General features: G+C 66.7%; 15 protein-coding genes. 9 read left to right on the forward strand and 6 right to left on the reverse strand.

What is annotated here, in order from left to right:
- The first annotated feature begins 117 nt into the window (after nt 1-117).
- Nucleotides 118-825 (forward strand): helix-turn-helix domain-containing protein, encoded by a 708-nt coding sequence (locus tag BN996_RS18475; protein ID WP_004062555.1) that lies wholly within the window; start codon nt 118-120, stop codon nt 823-825.
- Nucleotides 826-882: 57 nt separating this feature from the next.
- On the forward strand, nt 883-1,185 hold the full coding sequence (locus BN996_RS18480) for a DUF5789 family protein (protein WP_089781529.1): 303 nt from the start codon (nt 883-885) through the stop codon (nt 1,183-1,185).
- Nucleotides 1,186-1,287: 102 nt separating this feature from the next.
- On the opposite strand, the gene hmgB is transcribed toward BN996_RS18480, so the two are convergent.
- From hmgB to BN996_RS18505, 5 genes are all read right to left on the reverse strand, one after another.
- Nucleotides 1,288-2,625: a hydroxymethylglutaryl-CoA synthase gene (hmgB, locus tag BN996_RS18485; RefSeq protein WP_089781531.1), complete on the reverse strand. Its 1,338-nt coding sequence runs from the start codon at nt 2,623-2,625 to the stop codon at nt 1,288-1,290.
- 62 nt (nt 2,626-2,687) lie between these two features.
- The gene (locus tag BN996_RS18490; protein ID WP_089781533.1) at nt 2,688-5,354 is read right to left on the reverse strand and encodes an Ig-like domain-containing protein; all 2,667 of its coding nucleotides are present in this window, start codon (nt 5,352-5,354) and stop codon (nt 2,688-2,690) included.
- 56 nt (nt 5,355-5,410) lie between these two features.
- A complete protein-coding gene (locus BN996_RS18495; protein WP_089781535.1) occupies nt 5,411-5,998 on the reverse strand; it encodes a DUF2150 family protein in 588 nt (195 codons plus the stop codon).
- A gap of 172 nt (nt 5,999-6,170) precedes the next feature.
- On the reverse strand, nt 6,171-7,019 hold the full coding sequence (locus BN996_RS18500) for a TatD family hydrolase (protein WP_089781537.1): 849 nt from the start codon (nt 7,017-7,019) through the stop codon (nt 6,171-6,173).
- Between the two features lie 135 nt (nt 7,020-7,154).
- Nucleotides 7,155-7,631 (reverse strand): NYN domain-containing protein, encoded by a 477-nt coding sequence (locus tag BN996_RS18505; protein WP_089781538.1) that lies wholly within the window; start codon nt 7,629-7,631, stop codon nt 7,155-7,157.
- Nucleotides 7,632-7,826: 195 nt separating this feature from the next.
- Here BN996_RS18505 and BN996_RS18510 point away from each other — a divergent pair, with 195 nt between their 5' ends.
- The 3 genes from BN996_RS18510 to BN996_RS18520 all read left to right on the forward strand — a co-directional run bounded on the left by BN996_RS18510 (nt 7,827) and on the right by BN996_RS18520 (nt 11,335).
- The gene (locus BN996_RS18510) at nt 7,827-9,392 is read left to right on the forward strand and encodes a S8 family serine peptidase (protein ID WP_089781540.1); all 1,566 of its coding nucleotides are present in this window, start codon (nt 7,827-7,829) and stop codon (nt 9,390-9,392) included.
- Nucleotides 9,393-9,552: 160 nt separating this feature from the next.
- Nucleotides 9,553-10,746, forward strand: a complete 1,194-nt coding sequence (locus BN996_RS18515; RefSeq protein ID WP_089781546.1) for an ATP-grasp domain-containing protein — start codon at nt 9,553-9,555, stop codon at nt 10,744-10,746.
- A 337-nt stretch (nt 10,747-11,083) separates the two neighbouring features.
- Entirely contained in the window at nt 11,084-11,335 is a 252-nt protein-coding gene (locus BN996_RS18520) for a DUF7999 family protein (RefSeq protein ID WP_089781549.1), read from the forward strand.
- Nucleotides 11,336-11,454: 119 nt separating this feature from the next.
- On the opposite strand, the gene tuf is transcribed toward BN996_RS18520, so the two are convergent.
- Nucleotides 11,455-12,717 (reverse strand): translation elongation factor EF-1 subunit alpha, encoded by a 1,263-nt coding sequence (gene tuf / locus BN996_RS18525; RefSeq protein WP_004969741.1) that lies wholly within the window; start codon nt 12,715-12,717, stop codon nt 11,455-11,457.
- A 425-nt stretch (nt 12,718-13,142) separates the two neighbouring features.
- Between tuf and BN996_RS18530 the strand changes: the two genes are divergently transcribed.
- The 4 genes from BN996_RS18530 (at nt 13,143) to gcvT (ending at nt 19,273) form a co-directional block, all read left to right on the forward strand.
- Complete coding sequence (locus tag BN996_RS18530; protein WP_007274563.1) at nt 13,143-13,628, forward strand: Lrp/AsnC family transcriptional regulator; 486 nt, start codon at nt 13,143-13,145, stop codon at nt 13,626-13,628.
- Nucleotides 13,629-13,992: 364 nt separating this feature from the next.
- Complete coding sequence (locus tag BN996_RS18535; protein ID WP_089781551.1) at nt 13,993-15,477, forward strand: proton-conducting transporter transmembrane domain-containing protein; 1,485 nt, start codon at nt 13,993-13,995, stop codon at nt 15,475-15,477.
- The gene (locus BN996_RS18540; protein WP_089781553.1) at nt 15,467-17,887 is read left to right on the forward strand and encodes a DUF2309 domain-containing protein; all 2,421 of its coding nucleotides are present in this window, start codon (nt 15,467-15,469) and stop codon (nt 17,885-17,887) included. Before BN996_RS18535 ends, BN996_RS18540 begins: the two co-directional genes overlap by 11 nt.
- Nucleotides 17,888-18,181: 294 nt before the next feature.
- Nucleotides 18,182-19,273, forward strand: coding sequence for a glycine cleavage system aminomethyltransferase GcvT (gene gcvT / locus BN996_RS18545; RefSeq protein WP_089781555.1), 1,092 nt, complete (start codon nt 18,182-18,184; stop codon nt 19,271-19,273).

Here is a 19,273-nt window from a genome sequence, read left to right on the forward strand (position 1 = left end):
CTTGAAGTGTTCCCACGGAGTTCGTCAGGCGACGACTACCACTTTCGACACGCTTTTGCGGGACACTCGCGCAGATTGTCCCATGATTCACTCGTCGGCCGGACCGAGGTGCTCGCGGTGACCGCGGCACCGCGCGACGACCTCGCCCGCCGCATCGCGGGCGAGATCACCCTCTCGGACGACCCCGGCGCGACGCTCCGGAAGTGGCGGACCGACTTCGACATCTCCCAGACGGCGCTCGCCGAGCAGTTGGACGTGTCGTCGTCGGTCGTCTCCGACTACGAGAGCGGCCGCCGCGAGAGCCCCGGAATCGGCGTCATCCGCCGGATGGTCGAGGCGCTCCTCGACATCGACGAGGCCCGCGGCGGCAGCCGCATCCGGCAGTACGCCCGCGTGCTCTCGGCCGGCTTCGAGAGCGACATCGTCCAGGACCTCCGGGAGTACCCCACGTCGATTCCGCTGGACAGCTTCTACGACGCCATCGGCGCGACGCCCATCGTCGACGGCGACCAAGACCGCATCAGCGGCCACACCGTCATCAACAGCATTCAGGCCATCACGCGGCTCTCATCGGAGGAGTTCTACCGCCTCTACGGCCAGTCGACGAGTCGGGCGCTCGTGTTCACCGGCGTCACCCGCGGCGAGTCGCCGCTGGTCGCCATGCGCGTCGTCACGCCGACGCCGAACGCGGTCGTCCTCCACGGGCTCTCGGAGGACGACCTCTGGGAGCACGCGCCCGCGCTCGCCACCATCGACGGCTTCGCGCTCGCCGTGACCGACCGCGACTTAGACGAGATGCTCGAAGACCTGCGGAAGCTTCCCTGACCGATCGTTCTGAATAATGGTGAAAAATACGAAGGGGCTCGATGCACATGGGCACATATGGAACGTAGTGACCTCCAGTCGTTCCTCGAAACCGAGTTCACCTATCCGGTGAGCACGTCTCGCGTGGTCGAACAGGCCGGTGACGTCGAAATCAGTGCGCCGAACGTCGACGACGCGGAGACAGTCGAGACGATTCTCGACCCGCTCGGCGCAGAGACCCACAAGTCGGCGAGCGACCTGTACAACACGATACTCGGCGGCGTGAGCGAGAGCTACGTCGGACGGAAGTTCTACGATGACAGAGGGTCGAACCCGGCGGAAGCGTGGTCGATTCGAAACGACCAGCCCCGCCCGTTCTGACGCTCGCGTGGACGGTCCCCGCTACTCCACGTATTCGTACTTCCGAAGCGCCTCACCGGCGCTTCGTCTCCGCACTCGCTCCGCTCGTGCGGACGGTCCCCGCTACTCCACGTATTCGTAGCGGCGCTCGTTCATCCGGCCCCAGCCCGTGAAGACGAACTCGGCTTCGGGTTGGGTGAACTCCTCGACCTCGATCTCCTTTTCGTGGTTGTGCACGTCGTGGATGAGCTCGTAGTCGTCGAAGGAAATCTCGGTGCGGGCCGCGAGCTGGTCGTCGACGTCCACGGCCTCGATCTCGTCGAGCCACGTCTCTTGGACCGTCTCGGCGTGAATCTCGGCCTGCGCGCCGGAGCCGTACGACCCGACGAGAAGCTGCTTTCCGGTCATGTCTTTCCCCTCGTCGGCGGCGGCGATGAGCGCCGACAGCCGGGCGATGTGGACCGAGCCGGTGTACCAGTTGCCGACGCGGCTGGAGATGTCGAGCGTCGGCTCGATGACGCGGCCGTACCAGTCGCGGTACTGCTCGGTCGTCTTCAACTCGTCCATGTAGCCGCGGATGGCCTCCTCGTAGTCGTCCCACGTCTCGAAGTCCTCCTCGCGGGGCTGGCGGCCGATTTCGGCTTCGAGGTCGTCTTCGATGTCCGTGTCGCGAGTCATGTGACGGAAGCCCAGAAGCGCCGCCTTCCGGACCATGCCGGGGAACGGCGTGTGGAACGGGATGTACTCGAACAGGTCGGGGTGGGTCCGACCCGCGACGCTCTCGTAGTCTTCGAGCGCCTCGCGCATCCGAGCGAGATACACCTGCATGGAGCGCTTGCCGTCCACCGAGGGGAACTGCTGGTTCGGCTTGAGGAAGTCCGTCTCGTCCATGCTGCCGTAGCCCTGCTCGGTCGAGAGTTCGACGAGGTCCGGGTCCTCGTCGATGAGCATCGCGACCGCGCCCGCGCCCTGCGTCGCCTCGCCGGGGTCGCCGCGCTCGTAGAGGGCGGTGTCGGTGGCGATGACGAGCGCCGCGCGCCCGCGATTCCGACCCGCCTTAATCCAGTTGTAGGCGTCGTCGAGGCTCTGGGTGCCCGCGATGCAGGCGAACTTGCGCTCGCCCTTGTTGGCGTGGCGGAAGTCGCCGTCGTACACCTGTTCGAGACAGCCGGCGATGTACGTCGACACCGGCTTGGAGTTGTCGAACGCCGACTCGGTCGCCACGTCGATGCGGCCGATGTCCGCGGGCGTCAGGCCCTTTCGGTCCATCAGTTTCTTGGCGGCGTTCGCCCCCATCGTGACGATGTCCTCGTACACGTCCGGGAACGACGACGTGTGGAGACCCAGACCCTTCGTGTACTTCTCCGGGTCTTCGCCCTTCACCGGCGCGAAGGTGTTGGGGAGGTCTAACACGAGTTTGCCCGTCCAAATCTCCATGGCGTCGATGCCGACGGAAGTCATGGTCGATGCTACAGAACCGAGGGATAAGGTTTTGTCGATGGGGAGTTACGTCGGTTGTCGAACTAGGGGTCAGTGCCGTCCGCGACGTCGTCGACCGTCTGGATGTCGACGACGGCACCCGTGTTGTCGTACACCAGTATTCCGACTCGGTAGTCAGTCTGCGCGCCGTCGGACCTGATAATCTCCACGTTATTACGGTTCCGGTCGGTCCGTTGGGTCGTGTCCGTCGCCCCGTTGCCGTTGAGGTTGAGCGCCACCAGTTCGACCCGACTAAAGTCACCGGTCGAGACAGCGTAGTCTGCGCGGTACCTGACTTCGTTTTGTCCAGTGTTTGTCTGATCTTCGATGTTGAGAGAGTTGATGGATGCGCTACTTCCGAGCGACAGGTCGGCGTTTTCGTTCCGGTTCCGCGCGTCGGCCACGTCGGTCACGGTCTGGGAGCTCTCGACGTACTCGCCGTTCGGTCCATCGTAAATCACGTCAACCGTGACTTCGAACGTCTGTTCCGCTCCGTATCCGGGCTGCAGCCGAACGCTCCCTCGTGCCGCCGTCTGCTGTTCGGAATCGAACGCGGAACCCTGCGTCGAATCCATCTCGACTTCGACCCGCTCGAACGAGGCGTTCGTCTCTCCGATATCGTAGGAGACGACGAAGTCAGGGTTGTTCGTGCGGATGTCGGTAAGGTCGTCGACCCGCATCGAGATGGACGGCTGCGGGGACGGCGTGCTATCCGTGACAGTCACAGTCGTCGTTCTCGTGCTCGTCTCCCCGTCGTCGTCGGTGACCGTCAACTCGACGGTCACGTCGGTGTCCCCCGAAACGCTGTCGGGCGCGTTGAACGTCGGTTGTGCGGAACTGGGATTCGACAGACTCGCCTGTCCCGTCGGGTCGTCAGTGATGGACCAACTGTAGCTGGTAATCGACCCGTCGCTGTCCGAACTCCCCGAGCCATCGAGCTGTATCGACTCGCCTTCGGGGACGCTGTACGGACCCGTCGTCCGGGGAGTCGGCGGAGCGTTCACACCGCCTTCCGGCTGGGCGTTAGCTTCGAACGAGAACGTCTTGGCGTCGACGAGGCCCGACGGGAGGCGGTAGGTCACGCGAACAGAGAGCCACTCGCCGGTCATGTCGACGTTCGTGTCGCCGTCGTAGAACTCGTACACGTAGAACCGCGCGGACTCGCCGCTGCCGACGACGGGGTTCGATCCGCCGATGTCACCGCTCTCGTCGATATCGATTGCGAGCCCGTCTTCGGGCACGTCGACGTACTCGTTCCGGGTAATCTGGTAGTCGACGAGGGCGTCGCCGCTCGGCGACTCGACGTACAGCTCTGTCTCGCCGGGGTCGTCGTTCCCGCCGTCGACCCGGTCTGAGAGTCCATCGATGCTGTCGTCGTGCGGGTTGATCACGACGTTCAGGAGTTCGACGGAGTCGGAGCCGACGTTCCGAAGCGAGAACTCGACGCCACCGGGCGTCGAGAAGAAGTCGTCGTCGTCGCCGTCGCGGGCGACTGCGTCGTTCTCATAGAGGAGTCCGGCGACGCCACTCTCGGTGGCCTCCCCGCTCGAAACGGTGATTTCGACGCCCGCGTCCTGCCGCGTACTCGGATTGAACGTCGCGTCGTCGAAACTGCCGAGCACCTCGGCGGTCCCCGCCGAGTCGCCCGTCACTGTCACTCGAATTCGCCCCTCCGAGTCGGTCGTCGGCCTCTCCGGGTCGATTGAGGCCGAACTCCCGCTCGCAGAGAAGTTCACTGAGACTCCGGAGACGGGGTTGTTGTATTGGTCCCGGACTTCGAAAGTGAGTGTCTCGGTGTCTCCCGACCCGATGCTTCGAGGCGAGGCTCCGTCGACGACCGTCAGGTAATGCGCCGGCGGGTCGTCGACGCCCGAACCGACGCCGACCGCTCCGACGCGGAGGTCGTACGTCACGGGCTCGCCACCTTCCTCCCCTTGCATCTCGATTACGACGCTGTCGCCGGAACGGTCCACGCTGTGGACGTAGTCGTCGTTCCCCTCTGCGAGAAGGTCACGCCACTCGTCCACGGATAGTTCCGTCGGCACGCTGATGGTCACGTTCCCCGATGCGTTCCCGCGTACCGAGACGGTCCGCGTCGCCGGGCTGACCGCCTGCGCGTCGACAGTCGCGGAGCCGACGCCGTTTTCCGAGTAGTTCCCTTGGAGGACGACGAGCGAAATCGTCCGGCCGCTGATGAGTGATTGCTTGTCGTTGAGCGTCCCGGAGTAGCCGGTCTCGAACCGGTTGTACGCGACGGTGTTTTCGTACACCGTCGTCGGGGGCGACTGCAGAACGTTGTAGTTCGGCCGGTATTCGAGCGACTTTGTCTCGTACGTGAGACCGCCGTTCACGTAGTCGCTCGTCTCGGCTTCCCCCGTCTCGACGTTCGTGAGGGTGAGACTTCCGAGTTCCCGCGTCTGCAACGTCCCCGAGACGGGGCCGGGATTGACGAACAGCGTCCGGCTCGGATACCGAGTCCCCAGCGACACCGTCGACGGACGGGCGGTCGTCTCCGACGAGCTTTCGATGATGGCACCGCGAAGCGATTCGAACTGGTCGTGAACCTCTTGGTTGTGGAGAAACTCGACCTGTTCGTTCTGGTTGGGGACGACGGTCGCTTGGTACATCGACATCGAGATGATGATGATACCGAACAGCAGGACTGCGCCGATTTGGACAGTGACTGCTCTCTCGTCCCCCCGAAAGTCCATATAACGTGAAGATATCCGAACGGGAAAAAGACTCCTACAGAAGCGAGAGGCCGAGTTCAGTCTTCTTCTTCGACGACCTCGGGCTCCGAGAGGCCGCTCTGGAGGCTGTCGAGGCCGTTGACCCACTCGGTGACGAGTCCGAATTCGAGTTCGTCGAGGACCTCGATATCGAGTTCCTCGCCGTCGATGACGCGGGTGCCGACCCGGACGATGTAGCCGAGCGCGCTGTCGAGGTCGTCGGCGGCCTCGGCGTCCGCGGCGGCGCGGATGTAGGCGTCCATGCCGTCTTCGAGTTCGGCGGGGCCGGCGACGATGAACTCCTCGGCGGCGAAGAAGGCACACGAGAGGCTCGTCTGGACGCTCCCGACGAGGATTTCGGCCTCCTCGTTTTCGGACTCGAACTCGGGTTCGGCCATGACGATGTCGTGGACGGTCGACAGCTCGTCGAGCGCCTCCTCTTCGCCCAGCGTGTCGTCGTCGTAGGCGGTCAGAATCTTGGCGATGGCGATGGCCGCGTCGTTCTGGATGTTCATCAGGAGACGGCCGGTCTCCTCGCTTTCGAGGTCCAGGTCCTCTTCTTCGACGCGCGTCAACCAGTTCTGCCAGCGTTCCGGCGAGTAGTATCGTTCCTCGGCCTCGGTCATACCTACAACCTCCCGTGCCGGACTCAAATGCCTTTCTTATCCTGCCTGTGACCGTGTGAGACGACGACGTGGGAGGAGACGGCGCGATTCGGCCCGTGCGTCGGTCTCGGCGGTCGTCCCGCCTCCCGGGTCAGTCGGTCCGCCTCGCCCGCCTAGCGTTCTCTCGCCCCGGCTATCGGTCGAGCGTCGCTTCGGTGTCGACGCCGTAGACCAGCGCGGGCGTCTCGACGTGCGCGTTTCGGACCGCGTCGTCGCGGCCCTCATCGAGGAGCCAGTCGACGCGCCGGGGGACGGTCTTCGGTCCCATCACCGCGCCGGGGCGGTCGGGGTCGTCGATGAAGTCGGTCTCCATGAGGAACGGGTCGCCCCGCTCGGCGGCGTCTTCGAGGCGGTCCTTGTCGCTCATGACGCTCGGCGTGCCGCCGGTCAGGTGGCCCTGCGCGTAGTGTTTGACCACGCGCTCGCCGGGGACGCCGCGCTCGTCGGCCCACTCCGCCACGTCCGAGAGGTCGGTCGTCGACTCCGTGTGGAGTTGGAGCGCGCAGTCGCAGTCCGCGGCGAGGTCGAGACCGCGTCTGAGGACGGCGTTCGAGGCCTCCCAGACCGCGTCGGTGACCTCGTAGTGCGGGCGGCCGGACTTGAGCGCGAGCGCGTCGCCCTCGCGGACGAACTCGGCGGCGGTGTCGAGGCCGGCGCACATCAGGTCGCGGGCGGCCTCGGGGTCGAACCCGCGGTCGTCGACGAGCTTCGAGACGAGACCGGGGTGGACGCCGAGGACCGGCCACGCGCGTCCGGGAAGTAGCTCGGTGGCCTCGCGGACGACCTCGACCGTCGTCTCGAAGACCGGGCGGAAGTCCGCGCCCGTCTCGACCTCGTGTCCGAGGAGCCACGAGGGCTTGTTGACGACGAGGAGGTGCGTGCCGCCGCTCCGGGCGAAATCCTTCACCGCCTCCAGCCCGCGCCCGTGGTCCGGGTCGAGGTGGAGGTGGTCGTCCACGACCGGCGTGTCGAACTCCTGCATGGACGTGTGGTTGGTCGGGGGAGGAAAAAGCGAACCGTTCGCGGTCGGTGCGGTCGGTGCGGTGTCGGTGCGGCGACGCTCTCGCCGGCGGTCGGCGTCGGGCAAGGCGGTCCGCGCCGCCGGCTCGTCGCCGACTCAGTCGCCGCCGTCGGCGGGGTCGTCGAGCGTCATCGCGTGGGTCGCCGCGTTCTGGAGCGCGTCCGAGCGGCCGTAGCTCCCCGGAGCGATGGCGACCGTCCGCAGGCCGTAGGCGTTGGCCGTCTCCAAGGCGGGCTTGAAGTCGGTGTCCCGCGAGGCGACCGCGACGACGTCGGCGCGGTCCTCGACGGCGTAGCGCGTGAGGTCGACCGCGAGCTTCACGTCCACGTCGCCGCTCGTGACGACGACCTCGAACCCGCGCGCCTCCGCGGCCTGAATCAGCCCCGGCGTGGCGTGCTCGTCGAGGTAGAGCCGCGCCGCGCTCAACTGGTCGCCGAGCGAGCGCCCCGCCGCCCGGATGTCGTCTAAGTCCACGTCGAACTCGTCGCGGAGGACGTTCGGCCCGTCCACGAAGAGCGCCACTCGGCCCGAGGGAAGCCCGTCGGGGCCGACCAACCGCCGCAGGAGGTCCATACACCACCTCACCCGGTTTCGGGTTTATAAATTTCGAGGGAGGGGCGACCGAAGCAGGAACGACGATTCGGGAATCTGTCGAGGATTTATTTTGGTTTACGAGCCGGTTCCGAATCCCATTTGAAGAACAGGCTGAAATTGAAATTTCAGTCAAGCTAACAAATATTGCCACGGCCTCCCGAGACATGTGTGCCTATGACAGGCACACCGAACTTCGACAGACGAACCTTCCTGAAGCTCGCCGCGGCCGCCGGGTTGACCGGCGCGGCAGGCGTGACCACCGCGACGCCCGGTCGGTCTCCCGGCCCGAAGAAAGAAGAGATTCTCGTCGGCGTTTCGAAGACGGCCGACAGTCCGCGCAAGGCCGTGGAAAAGCACGTCCCCGGCAACGCGACGGTCGTCCACGAGAACAAGAAACTCGGCTACGTGGCGGTCAAGTTCCCGTCGGTCGCCGCCGACCGCGCCCGCGAGAACTTCATCTCGGCGGTCACGAAGCGCGACGAGGTGAAGTACGCGGAGAAGAACGTCACCCATCAGGCGCTCTACACGACGAACGACCCGCAGTACGGCAGTCAGTACGCGCCACAGCAGGTGAACGCCGACGCCGCGTGGGACACCACGCTCGGCAGCCCCGACGTGACCGTCGCCGTGGTCGACCAAGGGGTCAAATACGACCACCCCGACCTCTCGGCGCAGTTCGGCTCCGACAAGGGCCAGGACTTCGTCGACGCCGACGGCGACCCGTATCCGGACGTGCTCGCCGACGAGTATCACGGCACCCACGTCGCCGGCATCGCCGCCGGCTCCACCGACAACAACGAGGGCATCGGCGGCATCAGCGACTCGTCGCTCCTCTCGGGGCGCGCGCTCTCCGAGTCCGGCAGCGGCTCGACGAGCGACATCGCCGACGCCATCGAGTGGGCGGCGGACCAAGGCGCGGACGTCATCAACCTCTCGCTCGGCGGGGGCGGCTACACGTCCACGATGAAAAACGCCGTGTCGTACGCGACCCAACAGGGGAGCCTCGTCGTCGCCGCCGCCGGCAACGACGGGAGCGGGAGCGTCTCGTACCCCGCCGCCTACAGCGAGTGCGTCGCGGTTTCCGCGCTGGACCCCGACGAGACGCTGGCGACGTACTCCAACTACGGCACCGACATCGACCTCGCCGCGCCGGGGACGAACGTGCTGTCGTGTTGGACGACCGACACCGAGTACAAGGAGATATCCGGCACGTCGATGGCGACGCCGGTCGTCTCGGGGGTCGCCGGGCTCACGCTCGCCGTCTACGACCTCTCGCCGGCCGACCTGCGGAGCCAACTCAAGAACACCGCGGTCGATATCGGCCTCTCGGAGAACGAACAGGGCGCGGGTCGCGTGGACGCCGCGAACGCCGTCACGACCGAGCCGGGAAGCGGCGGTGGCGGCGGTGGCGGCGGTGGCGACTCGATTACCTCGACCATCGACGACTCGCTGTCGTCGTCGGCCGACTCCGACTGCTGGAGCTACGCGTGGGAGTACGGCTCGCCGTCGCAGGTCGTCGTCGACCTCAGCGGCCCGACGAGCGCCGACTTCGACCTCTACGTCAACGAGGGCTCGGGGACGTGCCCCACGACCGGGTCGTACGACTACCGCTCGTGGACCACGAACAGCGAAGAGCAGATAGTCGTCGACGACCCCGACACGTCGGCCGACCTCTCGGTGTTGGTCGACAGCTACTCCGGCAGCGGCAGCTACACCGTGACCGTCACCGAAAAGGAGTAACGGGGACCTCGACCGCCCGCGAGGCCGCCTCGCGAGCGAACCGACAGCCGACTTCATGAGCGGGTGACCGTCGCGCGCGACAACGCGTCGCGCGGCGTCACATTCCGATTCTGCGGGACCTCGCGATGCGCTGATGCGACCGGAACGCGTAGTCTCACCCATGGGTGGGGATACACAAACGGTCACCGTGGGGATTCTGGGGTTCCACGACAGCAGGGAGACGAAAGCCATCAGCAACGCGGTCGCGGCGCTCGGCCACGAGGCCGTCTGGCTCCACGAGGAGGCGGTCGGCATCGACGTGTCGCGGTCGGGCGTCGCGCTGGACCCCGACGTCGACGTGGTTGTCAACCGGCTCCTGCTGTCGAAATCGACGAGCCCGCTCGAAGACCTCTCTATCGCCAGTTGCTACGCCGCCGTTCGGCCCGTGCTCAACGACCCGCGGAGCGTTCTCTTCGCCGTCCACAAACACGCGACGGCGAGCAGGCTGGCCGCCGCGGGCGTCCCGGTGCCGCACACGTACATGGCCACCGCGGACGCCAAACTGAACGCCGCGCGCGACGGGTTCGGGACGCCGGTCGTCTACAAGACCGCAATCGGGACCAACGGCGGTGGGACGTGGTTAGTCGACCACGACCGGGCCGTCTCGGCGACCGTCGACGGCCGCCGGGCGTTCATTCAGGAGTACGTCGGTGCGAGCGAGCGCCACCGCGACCTCCGAATCTACGTCGTCGACGACGAGGTCGTCGGCGCGATGTACCGCTACGCCCCGGCGGGGGACTGGCGGACGAACGTCGCCCTCGGCGGCGACGTGGAGGACGCGACCGGGGACCTCCCGCAGCGGGCCGCGGGGGCGGCGCTCCGGGCGACGCGGACGCTCGGCCTCGACTACGCGGGCGTCGACCTCATCGAGAGCGACGGCGGCTGGCTCGTCCTCGAAGTCAACCCGACCGCGGGGTTCCGCGGCCTGTTCCGCGCCACCGGAACGCCGCCGGCGGACGCCCCCTCGCGGGTCCGCGACGAGCGGGTTCCCGTCGTCGGCCACGCGGAACGCGTGACCGTCACCGGAATCAGCGGGTCGAAAGAGGTGCTCGCCCGCATCGACACCGCCGCGTCGACGACGCGAATCGCGCCCGACTTGGCGTCCGACCTCGGGACCGAACCACCGGCCGCGGTGGAAGACGGCGCGCCGCCGCGGGTGGACATCGTGGTCGAACTCGCGGGCGAGCGGCGGACCGTGACCGCGGTGCTCGACGAGGACGTCGGTTCGGAGACGCCGCTTCGAATCGGCCGGGACGTGCTCCGCGACTACTACGTCGACGTGCGCCGAGGGGTCCGCGGCGGCGCGGGTGACTAATGAGACCGGATATATCAAGCCATTCGGTTAATTGGTTGCTCCGCCAAGGGTGACTGCGCCCCGTCCCCGATTCGAGAGGCCGTACTTACGCGATGCAGTTCGTTTCGACGATCCACCCGCGCTCGACAGCGTGGCCGCGTCGCGTCACGTCCCACGTCGGTCGCAACCCAACACCGGCGCACGGCACGTCGAGTCGACCACCGGACGCGGGCCACTCTCGGAGAACCGACAGACGGCGAGCGGACAGTGTCGTCCGAGATACAATCAGGATATAGTTTATAATGATTTACTAAACGCGATGGCAGGTTTTATGGTTCTAATTAACATATAGTTGAACATGTCCGAGACAGCGTCCAGAAATAATCCAAATACGTTCACAATCGTAAACGAGGTCAACGACCACGGTGCGGCGACGCTCCGCGGCGACAACGGCTCGACGTACCACGTCACGTCCTACGAGAACAGCAGCTTCCGCGACTACCTCGCGAACCACCACGCCGGCGACCGCGTGCGGATGGATATCGTCAGGGCGGGCGTCCGCGCGAACGTCTGGCAGGTGTCGGCGCTCTACCCCGGCGCCGACGAGTGACGCCGGACGCGACGAACGCTCGCGCGCCGTTTGTGACCAATCGGTCGCCGACCGTCCGCGTGGACGGCGCGGTCGCTGTCGCGGCGGCGACGCGAAAAAACCGAGGTCGGGACCGGGCGCTACTCGTTGACTTCGAGCACTTTGCCGGCCGCGATGGTCTGTCCCATGTCGCGGATGGCGAAGCTCCCGAGTTCGGCGATTTCTGACGACGGTTCGATGCTGAGCGGCTTCTGCGGCCGGAGCGTGACGACGGCGGCGTCGCCGGCCTTGATGAAGTCCGGGTTCTCCTCTGCGACCTCGCCCGACGCGGGGTCGAGCTTCTGGTCTATGGACTCGAACGTGCAGGCCACCTGCGCCGTGTGCGCGTGGATGACCGGCGTGTAGCCGGCGGTGATGACCGAGGGGTGTTGCATCACGACGATCTGCGCCTTGAACGTCTTGGCGACCGACGGCGGGTCGTCGGCCGGGCCGCAGACGTCGCCGCGGCGGATGTCGTCTTTGCCGACGCCGCGGACGTTGAAGCCGACGTTGTCGCCGGGGCCGGCCTCCGGGACCTCCTCGTGGTGCATCTCGATGGTCTTCACCTCGCCGCCGGCGTCGGAGGGCATGAACCGGACGTTGTCGCCGGTCTTGAGGATGCCCGTCTCGACGCGGCCGACCGGGACCGTCCCGATGCCGGAGATGGTGTACACGTCCTGAATCGGGACGCGAAGCGGGGCGTCGGTCGGCGGCGACGGCTCGGGGAGGTTGTTCAGGGCCTCTAGGACGGTCGGCCCGTCGAACCACGGCATGTTCTCCGAGGGCTCGGCGATGTTGTCGCCCTCGAACGCCGAGATGGGAATGAAGCCGGCGTCGTCGGAGTTGAACCGCACCTGGTTCAGGAGCTGTTGGACCTCCTCTTTGACCTGCTTGTAGGAGTCCTCGCTGTAGTCGACGACGTCCATCTTGTTGACCGCGATGATGAGCTCCTCGATGCCGAGGGTTCGGGCGAGGAAGACGTGCTCGCGGGTCTGCGGCGCGACGCCGTCGTCGGCGGCGACGACGAGAATCGCGTGGTCGGCCTGCGACGCGCCCGTAATCATGTTCTTGACGAAGTCGCGGTGACCGGGCGTGTCGACGATGGTGAAGTAGTACTTGTCCGTGTCGAAGCGCTGGTGGGCGATGTCGATGGTGACGCCACGCTCGCGCTCCTCGGCGAGGTTGTCCATGACGTAGGCGAACTCGAAGCCCGACTTCCCCTTGGACGCCGCCTCCTCGCGGTGCTGTTCGATGATGTGTTCCGGGACGCTACCTGTCTCGAACAGAAGCCGGCCGACGAGGGTGGACTTCCCGTGGTCGACGTGTCCGATGATGGCCAGGTTCTGGTGTGGTTTGTCTGCCATGGGTATCAGGGCGGTGTCGCCCAGTTTGGTAAAATATGACACCCAAAGGTAAATCCGTTTTCCCGGGGCGAAGCGCGTCTCGCGCCGGCTCAGACGGGTCGCGGAAACGGGTTATCAGGAAACGCGAAAACTCAGGAACGCCGTCACGTTGCGACGCCGTCGGGCGAACCGAGCGAGAGTCGAGCGGGGAATCGAAGCGGAAGCCGACGGCTCAGAACTGACGCATCGCGGCGGCCATGTCGGCGAAGGTGGCCGTGCGGCGAACGGACTGCTCGTGAGCGTGAGACGTATCGGCGTTGTCCTTTACAACAATCATAGTAACTATTCCTACCGTTTGGGTAATAAATCTACCGCCGAGGTCGAGACGCGAGAGGGCGTCCGCGCGATATCAAAGGCTAAAGTGTGCTCCTCGCGGAGGTAGTGGTATGGCCCGCGAGGACATCGACGACGTGGACAGGGCGATTCTATACGCACTCCAGGAGGACGCCCGGAACATGTCGTCTGGGGACATCGCAAAGCGAACGGGGACCTCGGACAGCACCGTCCGCAAGCGCATCCAGCGGCTCGAATCCGAAGGCGTGGTCAAAGGCTACAGCGCGAGCGTCGACTATCAGAAGTCGGGCTATCCGCTCCGGATGTTGCTGTACTGCACCGCCTCGATTCCCAAGCGGGGCGAACTCGTCCCCGAGATTCTGGAGATGGACGGCGTCGTGGCGGTCCAGGAACTGGTCACCGGCGAGCAGAACCTCCTCGTGACCGCCGTCTGCGAGACGGACGACGACATCACGTCCATCGCGCAGGAGCTTCTCGACATGGGCGTCACCGTCGCCGACGAAGTCCTCGTCCGCACGCACGAGACGACGCCGTTCGGCGAGTTCGACTCCGAGCGGCACGCCGAGAACGACTCCTGACCGGGCGCGCGCGGCATCCACCGACGAACGGGCCGTTCACGAATCGGTCACCGAGACAGGCGAGCGACCGCAGTCGCCGGGCGCCGCGGCGGGGCGACAGCCGTCGGGCCGGCGCACTCGATTCGTTCGCTCGCGCCGCTTCACCGGGTATCAGGCCTCGAGCGAACTGTTCTACGCGGAATCGACTCTGAGAGTCGAGAGTCGACGCCGCGAAACTATAATGTTCTATAATGGCTAATTTGCGAACGGTTTGTGAATGTAGATAGATTTAATAGACAATCTGTTCTCGGATGGGCGTAAGGGCGACCAGTATCGGACCGCGATGCGGTCTCGATGACCGGACTGGTCAACGACGAACCGAACGATGTCAGGACACAGCTCGAACCCGACGGTCGGAGCACTCCCGGACGCGGCGGCGGACTCGCCGCTCGCGCCCGTCGCACTAACGCGGCTCGTGTGGGCGCTGTTCGCCGCGAGCGTCGCCGTGCTCTTCGCCCGAGTCCGACTCGGGGGTGCGTGGGAAGTTCCCGGCGTCGTCGCCGTCGACGGCCTGACCGTGCTTCTGTGGGTGGTCGTGACGTTCTTCAGCGGCATCGTCCACAGCTACTCGCGCCGCTACATGGCCGGTTCCGCCCACGAGACGAAGTTCTTCGCGACCGTGTTCGGCTTCACGGTGGCCGTGATGGGTCTCGTCGCGGCCGACCACCTCGCGCTGTTCTGGCTGTTCTGGCTCGCGATGGGGCTCGTGATGGCGAATCTCATCGGCGTCATCGACGGCTGGCCGCAGGCGCAGGCCGCCGCGAGCGTCGCCCGCAGGTACTTCCTCGCCAGTAGCGCGTTCCTCGGCGTCGCGCTCGCGGCGCTGTGGTGGGCGACCGGCGCGACGACGGTCTCGGGAATCGCCGCGAACGCCGACGGACTCGGCGGCCCGGCGTGGCTCGTCGCCGTCGTCGCGCTCGTTCTCGCGGCGATGATTCAGTCCGCGCTCGTCCCGTTCCACGGCTGGCTCCTGTCGTCGATGACCGCGCCGACGCCCGCCTCGGCGCTGATGCACGCCGGATTCGTCAACGCCGGCGGCATCCTCCTGCTCCGGTTCGCCCCGGTCGTGACCCTCGACGCCACGCTCATGCTCGGTATCGTGGCCGTCGGCGCGACGAGCGCCCTCGTCGGAAAACTGCTCAAGAACGTCCAGTCGGACGTCAAGAGCGAACTCGGCTGCTCGACCATCGGGCAGATGGGCTTTATGATCATGCAGGCCGGCCTCGGCTTCTTCGGGGCCGCCATCACCCACCTCATCCTGCACGGCTTCTACAAGGCGTACCACTTCCTCAGTTCGGGCGGCGCGGTCGAACGGACCGCCCCGACCGACCACGGGAACCCGGACACCGGGGTCGCGGGCACGGCCGTCATCGTGGCGACCGGACTGGCCGGCGGCGCGCTGTTCGCGGCGCTCACCGGGAAGGGAACGCACCTCGACAGCGGACTCCTGCTCGTGGCGTTCGTCGTGCTCACCACGCTGCACGCGGCCCGCAACGTCGTCGCGCGCGCCGCGCTCCCGTCGACGGCCCGCTACGGCGCGGTCCCGCTCGTCTCCCTGTCGGCCATCGCCGTGTACGCCCTCGTCTACGAGGGGATTTCGAGCGTGCTGTCCGGACTGCCGGTCGTCGAGGCACCCGCCGAACTGAGCGCGCTCCACGCGCTCGTCGCCGGCGTCTTCCTCGTCGTCTACGTCGCGATAGAACTCGGCGTCCACGAGCGGAGTCGCCGCCTCTACGTCGCGCTGTTGAACGCGAGCCAACCCGCGTCCAGCACCATGCTGACCGCCACGGAGGAATACAATGAGTACTGAACACAGCATCGAAGACAGCATCGACAAAGCCGCGACCACCGTCGGCTCGGTCTGGCCGGTCCACTCGTTCGTGACGGCCAACCCGCTTTCGGGCTTCGAGGACATGCCGTTCAGCGAGGCGGTCACGCAGGCCGCGGACCTCGTCGGCGGCCGCGGCTACCCGACCCCGGAGACGTTCGAAGTGGCACTCGAAGGGGGCCAAATCGACCCCGCGGTGCTCGACGCGGAACTGACCGAGCGCGGCTACGAGGGCGACCCCCAAGCCCTACTGGAGCGCATGGACGCCGGCGACGAGTCGGGCCATGCGGACGCCGAGACCGCCGCAGACACGGACGCCGCGCGGGTCGACCGCGTGCTGACGAAGTGGCTGTCGGCGTTCCTCGACGAGGGGCAGGCCCACTGGCCGATGCCGGACCGCGAAGACGGCTTCTACAGCGCCTTCCGGTCGATGGCCCCCCACGACGGCCGGATTCCCGACGACGGGGTCGTTGCCGACCTGCCCGAGTCGCCGGTCGAGGCCATCGAGTCCGCGTTAGCGCCGTATCCCGAGAGCCAGTGGGTGCCGATATTCGAGGAGCAGCTCGCCGCGCTCCCCGGTTGGACCGGGTTCATCAAGCAACGCGCCGCCGACGGCGGCGAGTGGCAGTCCGCGTACCCGATTTCGCTCGACGGCTACCTCGCGGCCCGCCTCGCGCTCCTCGACGCGTTCGGCGTCGACATCGCGCCGTCGACCGGGTCGAAAAGCGACGAGGCCGAGGCGGCCGACGACCTCGCCGACGCGTTCCTGAGCGCGTGGGAGGCGAGCTACCGCGGCGAGGTGGTCGACCGCGTCGCCGCCGAGAGCGAGGCCCTCGAACACAGCGACTTCGGCGGTCGCCCGGACGCGCAACTGGTGTTCTGTATCGACACGCGCTCGGAGGTCATCCGCCGGCACATCGAAGACACCGGCGACTACGAGACCCACGGCTACGCCGGCTTCTTCGGCGTCCCGATGGAGTATCAGGGCTACGACGCCGAGGTTGCGGTCGACGCCTGTCCCCCGATTGTCGACCCGGAACACCGCGTCACCGAGGTCCCGACCGACAGGGACACCGAGGCGACCCGCGACCGCTGGTCGCGCCTCCGCGAGACCGCGGGCGAAGCCATCGAGGCGCTGAAGACCAACCCCGCAACCGCCTTCGGCTTCGTCGAGAGCGCGGGGAGCGGCTACGGGGTGGCCCTCGCGGCCCGCACGCTCGTTCCCGGCCGCGTCGCCGACCTGCTCGGAACCGCCGACGACGCGGTCCCCGACAACCACGAGTTCTGCGACCCGGTCGTCCACCACCAGCACTCCTACGTCGGCGACCTCCCGGTGGGGCTGACCGACGAGGAGAAAGTCGAGTACGCCGCGAACGCCTTCGACCTGATGGGGTGGGAGGAGTTCGGCCGCCTCGTCGTGTTCACCGGCCACGCCAGCGAGACGGCCAACAACCCCTACGATTCGAGCCTGGACTGCGGGGCCTGCGCCGGCAACCCCGGCGGCCCGAACGCCCGCGTCCTCGCGGCCATCTGCAACGACGAGACGGTCGCGGACGAACTCCGCGACCGCGGGTTCGACATCCCCGAGGACACGGTGTTCGTCGCCGGTCAGCACAACACGACGACCGACGAAATCGAGCTGTACGACGGCGACGTGCCGGAGAGCCACGCGGACGACCTCGACCAGTTGCGCGCGGACCTCGCAGTCGCCCGCGAGAACGCGGCCGCCGAGCGGACGGGCGCAAACGGCTCCGCGGCCGTCAGCGAGGCGGAGCGCCGCGCCGCCGACTGGGCCGAGACGCGCCCCGAGTGGGGGCTGGCCGGCAACGCCGGCTTCGTCATCGGCCCGCGCGAACTGACGAGCGACCTCAACCTCGACGGGCGCGCGTTCCTCCACTCCTACGACCACTCGACGGACCCCGACGGCGACGCGCTCGAAGCGATTCTCACGGGGCCGATGGTCGTCACCCAGTGGATTAACATGCAGTACTACTTCTCGACGGTCGACAACGCCGCCTACGGGAGCGGGTCGAAGGTGACCCAGAACCCCGTCGGCAACGTCGGCGTCTATCAGGGCAACGGCGGCGACCTCATGACCGGCCTCCCCCTCCAGTCGCTGATGGCCGCCGACGACGACCCGTACCACCAGCCGCTCCGCCTCTCGACGATTATCCACGCGCCGGTCGACCGCGTCACCGACATCTTGGCCGACCACGAGGAACTGACCGAACTGCTCGACAACGACTGGCTCTCGCTGACGGTCGTCGACCCGACGCAGGACCACCGCGCGTTCCACTACGAGGAAGAACTGACGTGGACGCCGACGTCCGAACGGGTCGAAGCGCGCCCCGAACCGGAGACGCCGCCCGCGCCCGCCGCCGCTGACGACTGAGCGGGCCGCGTTCGAGTCGGACACTCGCCAGCGACCGTTTTTTCCGGCCGATTCGCCACGGATAGCGACTTCGCGGCGTGTCGTCGACCCACATCGGAATTATATATCGCAGTAATTCGTTTATCGCGGTGCGTGCCGTCTTTCTCCCAACCGCGTCCGAACGGCATATTTCGCCATCTGGTTGCGGGTTCGTGGTGTTTTCCCCCGCATCCCTCCCCTGATTAATGCACGATAGTGGATATACCGAGCGAACAGATACCAAAGCATTACTTATCTCAGTTCGCAGGGGCCTGTATGGGCCTTCGCAAGCCGCCGTTGTACGACGTCCACGCGGACGCCGGGGCGACGTTCACCGAGTTCGGCGGATGGGACATGCCTGTGGAGTACGACTCCATCAAGGCCGAACACGCGGCCGTCCGCGAGTCGGTCGGCATCTTCGACGTTTCGCACATGAGCGAGATAGAGGTGTCCGGCCCGGACGCGACCGCGCTGATGCAACGCCTGACGACGAACGACGTGACGGCCCTCGAACCGGGTGACTCGCAGTACTCGGCCATCGTGAACGACGAGGGCGTCATCGTCGACGACACCGTCGTCTACCGCCTCCCCGACCGCGACGAGCGGGTCTATCTCTTCATCCCGAACGCCGGCCACGACGAGGAGATGTACGACCGCTGGACCGCGTTCCGCGACGAGTGGGGCCTCGACGCCGCCGTCGAGGACGTGACCGAGGAGTGGGCGATGTTCGCGGTGCAGGGCCCCGACGCCCTCGATTCGGTCACCGACGCCGCGCCCGGCGCGGCCCTCGGCGACCTCTCGAAGTTCCAAGCGGCGTTCGTCGACGTGGCGGGCGTCGAGTGCTGGGTGGCCCGGACGGGCTACACCGGCGAGGACGGCTTCGAGGTCCTCTGCCCGTGGGCCGACGCCGAGACCGTCTGGTCGGCGCTCGACGCGACTCCCTGCGGGCTCGGCTCCCGCGACACGCTCCGCATGGAGATGGGCTACCTGCTCTCGGGACAGGACTTCGACCCCGAGACGGAACCCCGGACCCCCTACGAGGCCGGCATCGGCTTCGTCGTCGACCTCGACACCGAGTTCGTGGGCCGCGACGCCCTCGAACGACAGCGCGAGGCCGGCGTCGAGGAGACGTTCGTCGGCTTCACGCTCCTCGACCGCGGCGTCCCCCGACACGGCTACGACATCGCCGACGCGGACGGCGAGGTCATCGGCGTCGTGACGAGCGGGACGATGAGCCCGACCCTGTCGGAACCCATCGGCCTCGGTTACGTTCCCGTCGAGTACGCCGACGACGAGACCGAGATTTCGGTGCTCGTCCGCGGCCGCGAGAAGCGCGCAGTAATCGTGACTCCCCCCTTCATCAACTGA

This window comes from Haloferax massiliensis (assembly GCF_001368915.1).
Classification (GTDB): Archaea; Halobacteriota; Halobacteria; order Halobacteriales; family Haloferacaceae; genus Haloferax; species Haloferax massiliensis.

Coding starts and splice junctions, on each gene's coding strand:
- BN996_RS18480 (WP_089781529.1), top strand. CDS start 883: ATGGAACGTAGTGACCTCCAGTCGTTCCTCGAAACCGAGTTCACCTAT.
- hmgB (WP_089781531.1), bottom strand. CDS start 2,625: ATGACTTCCGTCGGCATCGACGCCATGGAGATTTGGACGGGCAAACTC.
- BN996_RS18490 (WP_089781533.1), bottom strand. CDS start 5,354: ATGGACTTTCGGGGGGACGAGAGAGCAGTCACTGTCCAAATCGGCGCA.
- BN996_RS18495 (WP_089781535.1), bottom strand. CDS start 5,998: ATGACCGAGGCCGAGGAACGATACTACTCGCCGGAACGCTGGCAGAAC.
- BN996_RS18500 (WP_089781537.1), bottom strand. CDS start 7,019: ATGCAGGAGTTCGACACGCCGGTCGTGGACGACCACCTCCACCTCGAC.
- BN996_RS18505 (WP_089781538.1), bottom strand. CDS start 7,631: ATGGACCTCCTGCGGCGGTTGGTCGGCCCCGACGGGCTTCCCTCGGGC.
- BN996_RS18510 (WP_089781540.1), top strand. CDS start 7,827: ATGACAGGCACACCGAACTTCGACAGACGAACCTTCCTGAAGCTCGCC.
- BN996_RS18515 (WP_089781546.1), top strand. CDS start 9,553: ATGGGTGGGGATACACAAACGGTCACCGTGGGGATTCTGGGGTTCCAC.
- BN996_RS18520 (WP_089781549.1), top strand. CDS start 11,084: ATGTCCGAGACAGCGTCCAGAAATAATCCAAATACGTTCACAATCGTA.
- tuf (WP_004969741.1), bottom strand. CDS start 12,717: ATGGCAGACAAACCACACCAGAACCTGGCCATCATCGGACACGTCGAC.
- BN996_RS18530 (WP_007274563.1), top strand. CDS start 13,143: ATGGCCCGCGAGGACATCGACGACGTGGACAGGGCGATTCTATACGCA.
- BN996_RS18535 (WP_089781551.1), top strand. CDS start 13,993: ATGTCAGGACACAGCTCGAACCCGACGGTCGGAGCACTCCCGGACGCG.
- BN996_RS18540 (WP_089781553.1), top strand. CDS start 15,467: ATGAGTACTGAACACAGCATCGAAGACAGCATCGACAAAGCCGCGACC.
- gcvT (WP_089781555.1), top strand. CDS start 18,182: ATGGGCCTTCGCAAGCCGCCGTTGTACGACGTCCACGCGGACGCCGGG.